Raw genomic sequence first — 12649 nt, 5'->3', positions numbered from 1 at the left:
TGCTTCTTTTTCAGAACCGCCCCCACAAAAAACTCGGAAGCAAACCATGGCCTACGCACAACCACTCTCGATCAATGAAGCTCCTGACGAAGCCAAGCCGATTCTGGAAGCAATCGAAGAGAAGTTCGGTCAATCAATGAACATCTTCAGCACGCTGGCACATCAACCCGATGTGCTGGGCGGCATGACTCAGATCAACGATGGCCTGCAAAACGATCTTCCCGCGAAGTATCGCGAACTCGCCTACTACAAAGCGTCCCAGTTGAATTCCTGCGACTACTGTTCGCACTACCATCGTCAAGCTGCGAAGAAGGCGGGGTTGTCCGACCAGCAACTCGACTCGATGAATGTGAGTGCAGGCGATCTGTTCGACGAGAAAGAACAAGCGGTCCTGAAGTATGCCGAGCAACTGACAACCAAGGCTAATGTCGAGGCAGCCGTGGTGCAGGAACTCAAGTTGTTCCTCAATGAAAAACAACTTGTCACGCTGGCCGCTGCGGTGGCGCTTGCTAATTTCACCAACCGAATCAACCACGGACTGGACATTGAACTGCCATGAGCAGCGAACACTTTGACTTGGTGGTCCTGGGAACGGGACCGTCCGGCGGCACGGTCGCCACGAAGATCGCCCAAGCAGGCAAACGGGTCGCCTTGGTCGATTCGCGCACCTTCGGAGGAGTCTGCGCACTGCGTGGCTGCAATCCCAAGAAGGTGTATGTCAACGCCGGTCAGTTGGTCGATCGAGTCCACCGGGGTGATGGGAAGCTAATTTCAAACGCGTCGGTCAAGATTGACTGGAAACAACTTCACGCGTTCAAAATGGAGTTCACCCAACCCGTCGCGCAAAAGAAGGAGCAGTCGTTTCAAGAGGATGGCATCAAGACCGTTCACGGTGTCGCTCGGTTCGTCTCGCCCGATACGATCGATGTCGTGGGAACGAAGCTGACCGCAGATCGATTCTTGATCGCCACCGGAGGACGACCTCGAGAACTCTCGTTCGACGGTGCGGAACATGTCACTCGCAGCGATGAGTTCCTTGAATTGGAATCCATGCCGGAACACGTCGTGTTCGTTGGCGGTGGATACATCTCCATGGAGTTTGCCGGCGTGGTTGCCCGTGCGGGTAGCCGAGTGACCGTGATCGAAAAGAACGATCAAGTGCTGTCCGGGTTTGACCCGGATCTCGTCAATCAACTGACCGATTCGCTCCGCGAGCATGGGATTCGCTTTCAGATGAATGCCGAAATCACCGGCATCGAGAAATCCTCCAACGGTGGCTTGCAGGTTCACCTCGCCGGGGAAGACTCCGCCATCGAATGTGGCTTGGTCGTCCACGGTGCGGGACGAGTTCCGAACATCGACGAGCTTTGCCTTTCCCAGGGAGAGATCGAGCACGGTGAGAAGGGAATCGCAGTCAACCAGTTCATGCAGAACCCAACCAATTCGCGAGTCTTCGCCACCGGTGACTGCGCCGACAACGGGATGCCTCGACTGACTCCCGTGGCAAACGAGGACGCACGCATTGCTGCGAAGAATTTGTTCTCCGAAACATTGGAACGAACGCCGGACTACGGACACGTCCCCAAAGTTGCGTTCACGATTCCAAGCATCGCTTCGGTTGGGTTGTCGGAACAAGCAGCTCGCGATCGCAATGACAACCTGACGGTTCTCAGCGACGACATCTCCTCATGGGGAAGCGTTCGTAAAACAGGTCCAACCGTGGCCGGCTACAAGCTTCTCATCGATTCCAAAACCGATGCCATCTTGGGCGCTCATTTGCTCGGCCCGTCCGCGGAGGAAACCATCAACTTGTTCGCTCTCGCGATGAAGTTCAATCTGACGGCAACCGACATGAAGTCCACGCTCTTTGCCTTCCCAACCTTCGCATCCGACGTCCGGTCAATGCTTTGAACTGCAACCGGGACCAACACTGGCCCGCGAAAATTTGAGGGCTGCCAAAGCCGATGCGGCCTTGGTTTGGGCTCTGTCTCACGCCCCAACGGGGCAGCCCTATCCCAGCCCCAGGCATCACCTGGGGTTTCGTTACGGATGATCCAACGCGAGCCCCAACGGGGCGGTCCTAGCGTTTTTGGGTGACTCCCTGCTAGGACCGCCCCGTTGAGGCTTTGCAATCTTGGTCCCGCCGGAACCCAGGGCTGTCATAGGGCTGCCCCGTTGGGGCGAACAGGTTACCAGAGACGAACCGGACGCGATCGCGTTCCGGCTGATTGAATCAACACGCTGACAGGCCCACCGCCTGTGTTCTGGGCAATCACAGACTGGAAGCCTATGTCACTTTGATCATTCCTACCGGCTTGGAGCGACCCGAGATCACAGCCCACTGCCGTCAGCAGTCAACACAACTTTGCCTCGCTCCACGCCGTTCTCGACATGCTGGTGAGCTTGACTCAATTGAGAGAAGGGATAGATCGCATCGATCGTGATTTGCAATTGCCCCTTTTGATGCAGGGCGATCAGCGTCCGCAAATCATCAGCGTTGGGCTTTGCCAACATGACCGTCCCGGACTTCGACAGCGGCCAAGTCACCAGGGTCATCAACATGCCCTTCACGTCCGGCTCGGTCGACACATACCGCCCGCCTTCTTTGAGCACCTGCTTGACATCCCAGTAGCCGGACTTTCCCGCGGCGTCAAAGATCAGATCCCAACGCTCCGAGGAGGTTGTGAAATCCGTCGTTTCGTAGTTGTAAAAATGATCCGCTCCGAGAGAACGACAGTACTCCTCGTTGTCACCGCTCGCGACAGCATCCACATGGCAATCGAAGGATTTTGCAATTTGCACCGCGAACATCCCCACACCACCGCTCGCGCCGTTGATCAACACCTGTTTGCCTTTCGCAATGCCGCCGTGATCTCGGAGTGACTGAAGAGCCGTCGTGCCAGCGAGCGGGATGGCAGCGGCTTCGTTGAAGCTCATCGAATCGGGAATCGCGGCGGTCACATCAATCGCTGCCACAGCGAAGTCAGCACAGGCTCCCCCACGCATCGTGTCCAGGAACGCAACGACTCGATCGCCAACCGCAAAGGGTCCATCTCCAGCGCAATCCACAATCACTCCCGCGACGTCATACCCTGGAATGCGAGGGAACCCGCCCGGCAACAATCCTTTCAACTCACCGCTGCGAATGCGGTAATCGATTGGATTGACACTGGAGGCACGCACGTCGATCAGCACCTGTCCCGGCAGACGTTCCGGGATCGGCACCTCCCGCTGATGCAAAACACTGGCGTCCCCGTAATCTTCGTACACCATCGCGTTCATGGTCTCAGGTGTTTCAACCGTTTCGGAATGATTCATTGCTCTCTCGTGTTGTTTGGAAGCAGGCGGGCAGAAATGATTGACGAAACACAGCAGCCATTTTGGCGCTGAGCATTTTTGTGAGTTAGAAGTGTGGTCAACGAACCTTGTGAGGGCTTCCAGTTCGCCGCTGTTGGACAAGCCGATACACCCAGATTGAAAACAGGCATGCGATGACTGCTGTGCTCACCCAACTGAGCGGGCGAGCAAGATCGCCGTAGTTCTTTCCCAGCCACAGGCCGACCGCAGCCAACAGTGCCGTCCAGGCAACCGTTCCAATGCCGGTGTAAACCGAGAATTTTTCGGGTGGCATGTTCGCGAACCCGGCCGGCACACTGATGAGAGTTCGCAGCCCCGGAATCATCCGGCAGAGCAGCACGGCAGCGGCGCCCCAGTCGTTGAACCAGTGGTCGACCCGTTCGATGTCGTCCCGGGTGATGGTCAACCAAGCGCCATGCGCGTCCACCCAGTTCGCCAAACGTTCCTTTCCGATCCGTCGAGCAAACCAAAACCATGCCCAGGCACCAGCGAAAGAGCCGGCACTGCCGGCGCTCACGATCGCGAGGAACGATGACTTCCCCTGGCTGACGGAATAGCCCGCCCAAGGCATCACCAACTCCGACGGGATGGGTGGAAAGACGTTCTCCAGCAGCATGAGAGCACCAACGCCAATCGCGCCGAACTCCTCGAGTATGGTTTTGATCCATTGGTCCATGATCCATCCAATCCTAACGCCGAGACGCGTGTTCAAATGCCAATCGGTCGACCATCGGCAAATCGCTTGTGCAACCAACGGCTCATCGCGATCATTTGCAAGGTGACCGTCAGTTTGGAAACCGAAACTGGTTTCGGAAGAAAGTAGACTCCGACGTAGCGACGTGCCTTGCGAGCGACCGCTTGACTGGCGAGCGTGCTGGTCACGATCACTGGCATCGTTGCGACACGCTGATCTCTGGATTGCCGCATGGCTTCGACCAAGTCGAACCCACTCCAGTTGGGCATTTCAATGTCCGTGATCACGGCGTCAAAGGAATGCTTGGTCAACTGTTCGAAGGCCTCTTGGCCATCCGAGGCTTGAACGCTGTCGACGTGTTGGTCTTTCAAGACCCGCGAAATGATGGTTCGCATCACGGCAACATCGTCCACCACGAGCACGTTACGCATGCCGATCATTGGCAGAGACAGTTGCTCAGCGAATTGCACATTGAGATCAACCATCGTCTCGATCCTTCTTGGGATGATTGATCAGCAGGGCCGCGCAGTCGTACTCCAACACCCCCCCCACCAACTCAACGGACGGAGGCAACTGTTTTGCGAGCTCGCTGGCTTTCAATCCCAAGGTGCCAAAGTTGGCTGCCTCAATGGTGGCAGCGGTTGCCCCAAAGGCGACTCGTTCGATTCCAGCCAACCCGATTGCAGCGAGACACATCGGACACGGTTCCCCCGTCGAAACCAACCAATGACCGGCAAGGTTTGTGTCAGCGAGCCTCTTGGCTGCCTTGCCAATGGCGACGATTTCCGCGTGAGCGGTTGGATCACAACGGGAAACCACTTGATTGTGAGCGACCGCAATTTGCTTTCCCTGTTCCGTGAAGACGCCGGCTCCAAAGGGGTACTCCCCTTGAACCACTCCTTCGATCGTCACGGTCACAACAGACTTCATCCACTGACGAAGCGTTTCGTGACGGAAGGTCGAGGAGACGGACATGCTGAGGACCAAACAGGGTAGGAAGTGACCGTGCATGCTCAGTCGCAACTGCCATGCCGCAATCGACAAAGTGCCCGGAAAGCCATCCCCAGAACGCCGCAAACGGAAGCAACCGGCCCCTTTCGGTAAGGTCACGCACCCTGCGCAGGCCACGCTCATCGGACTCCGTCGATCATCCCCCCGGTCCGATCGTCCCTTCGTGCTGTCTTCCCCCCTACGAGACCTCCGCGTGAGAACAACGGTCCCGAACGCCAAGGTTCCGCACTGCCTGATTACCGACCAACCGACACGCCTCGCTTTCCAAGCCGTCTGGAAGCGGCGAGCGACAGGAGTTGTCTGTCGGCCAACTGAATCCAACGTGCCGACTGCGATTTCTCAGACCACGAAAGGTTTTGGCCCATGGTTTGCTCCCCCATGGTTTGTTCCTTCGCTCCGCTTAAGGCTGGCTCGCTTCAACTCAGCGCTGTTTCAACACAACACAACACAACACACGACCGCCGCCAGTCACTGCCAATCGGCCCACTGGCCTCGTCACACAATTTTTCATTTCCCGCGGCACCTATGCCGCACTCACTCGCTGGAGAAGACTCAACATGTCCACCGCAACTTCCACTCGGTTCAAACGTGACATCTTGCAAGACGACACGACCGCGGAAGTCACCGCAATCTTGCAAGACAATTTGACCAACCTGATCGACCTTGCCCTGCTGATGAAGCAGGCCCACTGGAACGTCGTCGGACCCAACTTTCGAAGCGTTCACCTGCAACTCGATGAAATCATCGAAACGGTTCGAAACGGCAGCGACGAAGTCGCTGAGCGAATCGTCACACTCGGTGTCACAGCAGATGGTCGGGTCTCGACGGTCGCCGCTGATAGCAAACTGGACGACTATCCCGCCGGGTTCGTAAAAACAAGTGAGACGATCACACGAGTCGCGGACTCATTGAAGCACGTCATCGAGTCCCTGCGCTCTGCCATCGAACGACTGGGCGAACTGGACGCAATCAGCGAGGACTTGTTGATCGCTCTTTCAGGGGACCTCGAGAAGCACCTTTGGATGGTGCAAGCTCAGGAAGCTTGATCGCACCTCTTCCTTCGCCCTGACAACCACTTTTCGACAACCGCTTTTACCTGCCCCGAAGTGAGAGGCCACTCCCACTTCGTCATGAACCGCTCTTGAAAGGAGCTCACGCATGTTGATTCCCATCATTGGCTGGATCGTCTTTGGACTGATCGTCGGCGCCATTGCCCGTTTGATTTACCCCGGTCGCCAAGGACTGGGCCTGGTCCAAACCACCTTGCTCGGTGTCGCCGGTTCCTTTGTCGGTGGCTTCCTCGCCTCCCTCCTGTTCGGTGGTTCGGCGGTGCAAGCGTCCGGTTGGATCGGATCGATCATCGGCTCCATCGCCGTGCTCGCGATCGCCATGCGTTGGAACCGATCGTCACAGCAGAGCCATCTGAACTGACCCCCAAACTTTGCTGTGCGACGCTTTCCATCTCCCGTCAAATCAACTCCCTTCGAGAGCCCTCCAATGAACACTCAAAAGAAACTGATCGAACTGATTCAAGACTTTCACAACGCGATGCTCGTTACGAAAACGGACGATGGCGGGCTCGATGCTCGCCCCATGGCGATCGCCGAAGCGACGGAAGAGGGACAAGTCTGGTTTGTGACCAGCCGCAACTCGGGAAAGATTGCCGAACTGATGCTGGACCGTGATGTGGCCGTCACCATGCAGGCTGCCAACCAATTCGTCACGTTGTCAGGCGAGTGCCGAGTCATCGATGACCGGGCCAAACTGGACCAACTTTGGAACGAAGCCTGGAAAGTCTGGTTCCCCAAAGGCAAGAACGATCCCAACATCACGTTGCTTCGTGTTGACCCCGCTCGTGGAGAGTACTGGGACAACAGCGGACTCAGCGGAGTCAACTATTTGATCCGGGCGGGCAAAGCCTACCTGCAAGGTGAGCGAGCAGAGACAGACGAACAAATCAATGCCAGCGTCTCGTTGTGATAGCAGGACCTGACGGTCGCCCCGCCAGCACGCTCAAACGTTCGCTCCCGAATCGCACGATGATTGTTCATCGTGCATTTTTTGTATGATGCAGGTCCTCCCAGCTCGTGAACGCTGAGCGAACGTCTACCAACCTGCGAACATCCACGACACGGGACCGCAACCAATGACCCGTCCAAAAACACAAAACGCACCCAGCTCGGTTGGCCAACCCTCTTCCGCTCCTGCTGTCTCATCCGTCCCCCACACGACCCGCCGCGGATTTGTAATGGGCACGGTTGCCCTGGGAGCGGCGGCGGTGTCCGAGCCTGGCGTCGCGGCACCTTCGCCGAATCAACAACCGATTCCCATCCTTGATTCGCACATCCATCTGTTCGACGGATCTCGCCCCCAGGGCGCCCCGTACGTTGGTCCGGGCGGCGACTCGCCCACCACCTCCCTGCCCTCTGACTATCGGAAGCTGGCCGTCCCGCTGGGAATCACGGGTGCAATCAAGGTCGAAGCCAGCCCGTGGGTGGAAGACAACCTCTGGGCACTACAAGTCATGCAGTCCGATGACCTGATGCTCGGACTGGTCGGGAATCTGCGGCCGGAGAAACCGGACTTCGCCGAACTGCTCGTCCGCCACGCCAAGAACCCGCTGTTTCGAGGCATTCGTCACGGGAACCTCTGGGGCTACGACCTCACGAAAATGGTCCGGGACGATGCATTCATGAGGGGCATGCGTTTGCTGTCCGAGCTCGATCTCTCGTTGGACATTGCCAACCCGACGGTGCCGTTGCTGGAAGCTGCAGTGAAGCTCAACGACAGCGTGCCCGATTTGCGCATCATCCTCGATCATGTGCCGAAGTTGGGACCGACGCCGAACACTCAGGCGGCCTACGAAAACGTTCTGAAGGTTCTCCACCATCGAAAGAACATCTTCGCGAAACTGTCGGCCGTGATTCATCGCCGTGCAGGGGAGGTGATCAAGGACCTCGAGGTGCATCGTCCGAGACTGGATCGACTGATCGATGTGTTTGGAGACGACCGGATTCTGTTTGGCAGCGATTGGCCCAACAGCGACGGGGTTGCTCCACTGGATGAGGTCGTGGGCATCGCGAAAGACTACTTCGCTGACAAACCGCGTGAACTCCAAGAAAAGTACTTCTGGAAGAATTCGCTTGCGGCCTACAAGTGGAAACAGAGAAGATCGTGAAAGACACTGAGCCCCCGCTCGTCCCCAGGCAGAGCCTGGGCACAAGGTTGCACACACGCTCGTCCCCAGGCTCCCGCCTGGGAACGCCATGCAACGCAGTGAGGTGGCCTGGGTTTTGGGGGCCACGCGTCCTCTTATTTTAGCAGGGGACGGTTGATTCGAATCTGGCCGGCGAGAGATAGCCGAGCGATGAATGAAGTCGCGATGTGTTGTAGTAGGCAATGAACTCAGTCAGTTCACTCAACGCCTCGCGATAGTTTTCATACTCGGTCATTTGCAGCTCTGTCTTGATCGTTCCAAAGCAAGATTCCATAAACGCGTTGTCGTAGCAGTCACCAGCTCGGCTCATGCTTTGACGCATCGAACTGCGTTGGATGATCGCACGATATTTCTTGCTTGCGTACTGGCCACCGCGATCAGTGTGGTGGATGAGATCTCTTGAAGGCTGTCGATTGCGAATCGCCTTTTGAAGCGTCTTGATCACGAGGCTCTCGGTCATATCCATTTCCAAAGACCAGCCGATGATCCGTCTGGAAAAGCGATCCATGAGGGTCGCCATGTAAGCGAATCCGGTTCGTACGATCGGGATGTAGGTGATGTCGCCTACCCACAAACGATTGACACTCGTTGGCTCAGGCCGCTCAAGCAACAAGTTCTCATTGTAGCCCAGCGTGTGCCGACTTTCGGTCGTTCGCGGCTTGAACGATTTCGGCTGCAACGCCGATAGCCCCGCAATTTGCAGTAGTTTGGCGACCCTTTCACGTCCGATTGCAACTCCTTGTAGCTTCAGGTCTGCAGCGATCCGTCGGGCACCGTAGCGTCTGCGGTGTCGATGAAACGTGGTGATCACCATTGGCAAGACATCCATGTCGCTCTGTTCTCTTTGGCTTGGAGGTTCGCTTTGAAATCGTTGAAACGCGGATCGCGAGAAACCGAGAATCTCGCCGACTTCTCGTTGCGATGCAGTGCCATCGCGAATGATGCTTGCCGCTGCTGAGTAGAGCTGGCTCACTCGTTTCGGCCGAAAATGATCAAAGCTTTTTTTAAAACGTCGCGTTCACGCTCGACTCGTCGCAGCTCTGCCTCGAGTTCGACGACGCGGCTATCGAGCACCTCGCCAACCGGCCCGGCCGACTCAACTTGTTGCTTCTTCCAGCGGTAAAGCAGGTTCGTTCCGGAGATCCCCAGTCGCTCAACGATCGATGTCGCCGAGTGACCATCGAGCAGCATGGCAACTGCATCACGTTTGAATTCGTCGGTGTAAGTACGTCGTTCAGGATTAGCTGAAGGCTTGGTCTTTCGTGGCATCTGAGGTTCCTTGAGTTCCTTTCATTTTAAGGACACGCGTGGCCCCCAAAATCCAGGCCACCTCACAGGCTCCTGCCTGCCGATTGACGGTTCATGAGGCGGGAGCCTCCCAGACAGTGTGTTCCCAGGCAGAGCCTGGGCACAAGGTTGACAACCCGCTCGTCCCCAGGCTCCCGCCTGGGAACGCCATGCGCCGCAGGCTCCTGCCTGCCGATTGACGGTTCGTGAGGCAGGAGCCTCCCAGACAGTGTGTGCCCAGGCAGAGCCTGGGGACAAGACGAACATTCGTTCTGCCTTGTCAACTAACATGCTCGAGAAGGGCGAGCACCGCGTCGCCTCGCTTTGTCCATCCCTCTCGAGAACATCTCGTATGAAGACGACTGCCTGCCTGCTGCTGGCTCTTTTGGCCATGACAAACATCGCCCACTGCGAGTCGAACCTGCACGTGGCTGCCGATGCGGATGCCGGAGGGGACGGAAAGGAAGCCCGCCCGTTTCGATCCCTGACCGAAGCCCGCAACGAAATCCGCAAGCGCCGGATCGATCGCCCCAAGGAAGCGTTTCGTGTGCTGGTGGCAGACGGTCGCTATGAAATCACCGAGCCACTGACGTTTGAACTGGGCGATGGCAACGTGATTTACGAAGCCGCGGCAGGCGCCACCCCGGTGATTTCAGGAGGTCGCCGGATCACGTCTGATTGGACGGAGGGCAAAGAGGGCATTTGGACCACTCGGCTTCCTCCGGACTGGCGTTTTGAACAGATGTGGGTCAACGGTCAACGCGCTGTGAGAGCCCGTGAACCCGACCACTTTTTTCACTACCTCGTTGCTTGCCGAGAGCAGTCCATCGACGGTGGAAAACGGGCTCAGCAAACCCTTTCGGTGCGTCCCGAAGACGTCTTCAGCCTCAAGGGACTCACGGATGAAGAGGTTCGCCAGGTGCAGATTCTGGCGTTCCACAAATGGGACACCACACGCCGTTTCCTGGACAGTGCCAATGCTGAGAATGGTCACTTGGTCATCTCCGGTCGTGAGATGAAATCTTGGAATCCACTCACGCGGAACACCGGCTACCTCCTTGAAAACTATTTCAAGGCACTGGACGAGCCCGGGGAGTTCTTTCTGGCACCGGGAGGGGAACTCAGCTACCGACCTCGCGCCGGTGAATCGATGGAGGACGCTGCCTTCACCATTCCCGTCTGCGAGAAATTGGTTGTGATCCGAGGAGACTCGGCGAACGACAAGTTCGTAGACGGCCTCGAATTTCGTGGCATCGCGTTTCGGCATTGCGGAATGCTCACCCCGCGGGCCGGCTTTGATCCATCGCAAGCGGCCTCTCCGATCGAAGCCGCGGTGCAAATCGACGGAACCAAAGGCGTCGTGTTCGATCACTGCGAGATCGGCCACACCGGTGGCTACGGCATCTGGTTCCGCAAGGGTTGTTCGGACGGCGTCCTCCGTCACAGCTTCGTGCACGATCTGGGCGCAGGTGGAGTGCGTGTCGGTGAAACGAGAATCGCATCCAATGAATCAGAACGGACCAACCGCATCGTCGTTGACAACAATATCATCTACGACGCCGGACATCTCTTCCCATGTGCGGTGGGCGTTTGGATTGGGAACAGTGCCGACAACCGAGTCACACACAATGAAATCGCCAACATGTACTACACCGGGATCTCGGTGGGTTGGCGTTGGGGTTACGGTCAAAGCTTGGCAACGGGCAATCAGATCGAACACAACCACATTCACCATCTCGGCAAGGGCTGGCTCAGTGACATGGGCGGCATCTACACCCTGGGTCCGTCAGCGGGCACCGTGCTACGAGGAAATCGCATCCACGACATCGAGTCTTGGGGATACGGGGGTTGGGGGCTGTACAACGACGAAGGCAGCACCGGCATCTTGTTGGAAAACAACCTTGTCTATCGCACCAAATCCGGCGGCTATCACCAACACTACGGTCGCGAAAATGTGATCCGCAACAACATCTTCGCGTTCGGTCGTGAGTATCAAATTCGTCGCAGCAAAGTTGAGAAGCACCTCTCCTTCACCTATCAACAGAACATTGTGTTGTGGGACTCCGACAAATTGTTCCACGGCACCTGGGGAGACAAAGGCGTTGAAATTGGCGGCAATCTGTATTGGCGAATGGGCAAACCGGTTGACCTCAGCCCAGCCGACACCAGCGAGGATTCACTGATCGCGGATCCATTGTTTGTCGATCCCGCCAACGATGACTTTCGTTTTGCAGACCCATCGGTCGCAAAGAAGATTGGATTCCACCCCTTCGACGCCTCGCAGGCTGGCGTTGACGGCGACGAAGCGTGGAAAGAACGGGCCAGTTCGTTACCGATGCCGAAGATGCAACAAGCCCCTGCACCTCCGCCCATCACCTTCCGCGAAGACTTTGAATGGGGCAACCTCCCTGTTGGCTCATCGGTTTCTGTCACACCTGAACTCGGCGGAATCCAGGTGATCGAATCGCCATTGGCTAGAAGCGGGAGCAAGGTCATGCAGTTCACCGACACCCCCGGACAACAACACCGTTACTACCCGATGCTATCCCTCCATCCCAAGCACAGCGAAGGCACGACGAATTGCAGGTTCGCAATCCGGCTCGGAGAGGAGGCTGTCTTCCAGCATGAATGGCGGGATGCCGCTCACCCTTACCAAACCGGTCCCAGTTTGTGGTTCGAACACGGCAAGCTACGCACCTCGAATCGCATTCTGACGGAACTTCCCGTCGACCAGTGGATCCTGGTCGACGTCAGCGCCCAACTTGGGCCGGATGCTGGCGGATGGAGCGTCTCGGTGTCGATCCCCAACCAGGACACGCAAACGTTTAGCGACTTGCCGCTCGTCAACGAAGAATGGAATCGACTGGACTGGATCGGCTTCGTCAGTCAAGCCGATGGCGATGCCGTGGTCCTCATCGACGACCTTCAACTCAGTCGAACGGAGTGACACCATCGCCACCTGAACCGCTGGTCATCGACGGCGTCCTTGTTTGCCAACGGGGAGGCGAGGTCACGGGCAGCTATCGAGGAAGCCCGCGGAGAACCGTGCGTTCATTCACTCACGTTTGTCGTTGTGAATCAAC

13 protein-coding genes are annotated in these 12649 nt (G+C 57.1%); 7 read left to right on the top strand and 6 right to left on the bottom strand.

What is annotated here, in order from left to right; all coding sequences use genetic code 11:
- The first annotated feature begins 46 nt into the window (after positions 1 to 46).
- Positions 47 to 559, top strand: a complete 513-nt coding sequence (locus tag PSR62_RS15390; RefSeq protein ID WP_274403882.1) for a carboxymuconolactone decarboxylase family protein — start codon at positions 47 to 49, stop codon at positions 557 to 559.
- The gene (locus PSR62_RS15385) at positions 556 to 1911 is read left to right on the top strand and encodes a dihydrolipoyl dehydrogenase family protein (RefSeq protein ID WP_274403881.1); all 1356 of its coding nucleotides are present in this window, start codon (positions 556 to 558) and stop codon (positions 1909 to 1911) included. Before PSR62_RS15390 ends, PSR62_RS15385 begins: the two co-directional genes overlap by 4 nt.
- Before the next feature lie 420 nt (positions 1912 to 2331).
- On the opposite strand, the gene PSR62_RS15380 is transcribed toward PSR62_RS15385, so the two are convergent.
- The 4 genes from PSR62_RS15380 to PSR62_RS15365 form a co-directional block, all read right to left on the bottom strand.
- The gene (locus PSR62_RS15380; protein WP_274403880.1) at positions 2332 to 3318 is read right to left on the bottom strand and encodes an NAD(P)-dependent alcohol dehydrogenase; all 987 of its coding nucleotides are present in this window, start codon (positions 3316 to 3318) and stop codon (positions 2332 to 2334) included.
- 97 nt (positions 3319 to 3415) lie between these two features.
- On the bottom strand, positions 3416 to 4033 hold the full coding sequence (locus PSR62_RS15375; RefSeq protein ID WP_274403879.1) for a DedA family protein: 618 nt from the start codon (positions 4031 to 4033) through the stop codon (positions 3416 to 3418).
- A 32-nt stretch (positions 4034 to 4065) separates the two neighbouring features.
- Positions 4066 to 4536, bottom strand: coding sequence for a response regulator (locus PSR62_RS15370; RefSeq protein ID WP_274403878.1), 471 nt, complete (start codon positions 4534 to 4536; stop codon positions 4066 to 4068).
- Entirely contained in the window at positions 4529 to 5026 is a 498-nt protein-coding gene (locus PSR62_RS15365) for a nucleoside deaminase (RefSeq protein WP_274403877.1), read from the bottom strand. The genes PSR62_RS15370 and PSR62_RS15365 overlap by 8 nt, the downstream gene beginning before the upstream one ends.
- A 593-nt stretch (positions 5027 to 5619) precedes the next feature.
- On the opposite strand from PSR62_RS15365, the gene dps reads away from it, so the two are divergent.
- From dps to PSR62_RS15345, 4 genes are all read left to right on the top strand, one after another.
- On the top strand, positions 5620 to 6108 hold the full coding sequence (gene dps, locus PSR62_RS15360) for a DNA starvation/stationary phase protection protein Dps (RefSeq protein ID WP_274403876.1): 489 nt from the start codon (positions 5620 to 5622) through the stop codon (positions 6106 to 6108).
- A gap of 112 nt (positions 6109 to 6220) precedes the next feature.
- Entirely contained in the window at positions 6221 to 6493 is a 273-nt protein-coding gene (locus PSR62_RS15355; RefSeq protein ID WP_274403875.1) for a GlsB/YeaQ/YmgE family stress response membrane protein, read from the top strand.
- 66 nt (positions 6494 to 6559) lie between these two features.
- The gene (locus PSR62_RS15350) at positions 6560 to 7042 is read left to right on the top strand and encodes a pyridoxamine 5'-phosphate oxidase family protein (protein WP_274403874.1); all 483 of its coding nucleotides are present in this window, start codon (positions 6560 to 6562) and stop codon (positions 7040 to 7042) included.
- Between the two features lie 166 nt (positions 7043 to 7208).
- A complete protein-coding gene (locus tag PSR62_RS15345) occupies positions 7209 to 8240 on the top strand; it encodes an amidohydrolase family protein (RefSeq protein WP_274403873.1) in 1032 nt (343 codons plus the stop codon).
- A 139-nt stretch (positions 8241 to 8379) separates the two neighbouring features.
- Here the strand turns inward: PSR62_RS15345 and PSR62_RS15340 are convergent, their stop codons facing one another.
- Together PSR62_RS15340 and PSR62_RS15335 are read right to left on the bottom strand one after the other, a co-directional pair.
- Positions 8380 to 9252 carry an IS3 family transposase gene (locus tag PSR62_RS15340; RefSeq protein WP_274403872.1) on the bottom strand — a complete coding sequence of 291 codons (873 nt, stop codon included), beginning with the start codon at positions 9250 to 9252 and terminating at the stop codon, positions 8380 to 8382.
- On the bottom strand, positions 9249 to 9548 hold the full coding sequence (locus PSR62_RS15335; protein WP_274403427.1) for a transposase: 300 nt from the start codon (positions 9546 to 9548) through the stop codon (positions 9249 to 9251). Before PSR62_RS15335 ends, PSR62_RS15340 begins: the two co-directional genes overlap by 4 nt.
- 409 nt (positions 9549 to 9957) lie before the next feature.
- Between PSR62_RS15335 and PSR62_RS15330 the strand changes: the two genes are divergently transcribed.
- The gene (locus tag PSR62_RS15330) at positions 9958 to 12513 is read left to right on the top strand and encodes a right-handed parallel beta-helix repeat-containing protein (RefSeq protein WP_338020204.1); all 2556 of its coding nucleotides are present in this window, start codon (positions 9958 to 9960) and stop codon (positions 12511 to 12513) included.
- The last annotated feature ends 136 nt before the right edge of the window (positions 12514 to 12649 follow it).

The sequence above is a fragment of the Rhodopirellula sp. P2 genome, assembly GCF_028768465.1.
Classification (GTDB): Bacteria; Planctomycetota; Planctomycetia; order Pirellulales; family Pirellulaceae; genus Rhodopirellula.
The sequence above is the reverse complement of the archived record's forward strand: the minus strand, read 5'-3'. Positions and strand labels throughout refer to the sequence as shown.

Excerpts from the sequence above, each read along its gene's own strand:
- PSR62_RS15350 (WP_274403874.1), top strand. The coding sequence starts at position 6,560 with ATGAACACTCAAAAGAAACTGATCGAACTGATTCAAGACTTTCACAAC.
- PSR62_RS15335 (WP_274403427.1), bottom strand. The coding sequence starts at position 9,548 with ATGCCACGAAAGACCAAGCCTTCAGCTAATCCTGAACGACGTACTTAC.
- PSR62_RS15365 (WP_274403877.1), bottom strand. The coding sequence starts at position 5,026 with ATGTCCGTCTCCTCGACCTTCCGTCACGAAACGCTTCGTCAGTGGATG.
- PSR62_RS15375 (WP_274403879.1), bottom strand. The coding sequence starts at position 4,033 with ATGGACCAATGGATCAAAACCATACTCGAGGAGTTCGGCGCGATTGGC.
- PSR62_RS15385 (WP_274403881.1), top strand. The coding sequence starts at position 556 with ATGAGCAGCGAACACTTTGACTTGGTGGTCCTGGGAACGGGACCGTCC.
- PSR62_RS15390 (WP_274403882.1), top strand. The coding sequence starts at position 47 with ATGGCCTACGCACAACCACTCTCGATCAATGAAGCTCCTGACGAAGCC.
- PSR62_RS15355 (WP_274403875.1), top strand. The coding sequence starts at position 6,221 with ATGTTGATTCCCATCATTGGCTGGATCGTCTTTGGACTGATCGTCGGC.
- PSR62_RS15370 (WP_274403878.1), bottom strand. The coding sequence starts at position 4,536 with ATGGTTGATCTCAATGTGCAATTCGCTGAGCAACTGTCTCTGCCAATG.
- PSR62_RS15345 (WP_274403873.1), top strand. The coding sequence starts at position 7,209 with ATGACCCGTCCAAAAACACAAAACGCACCCAGCTCGGTTGGCCAACCC.
- PSR62_RS15330 (WP_338020204.1), top strand. The coding sequence starts at position 9,958 with ATGACAAACATCGCCCACTGCGAGTCGAACCTGCACGTGGCTGCCGAT.
- dps (WP_274403876.1), top strand. The coding sequence starts at position 5,620 with ATGTCCACCGCAACTTCCACTCGGTTCAAACGTGACATCTTGCAAGAC.
- PSR62_RS15380 (WP_274403880.1), bottom strand. The coding sequence starts at position 3,318 with ATGAATCATTCCGAAACGGTTGAAACACCTGAGACCATGAACGCGATG.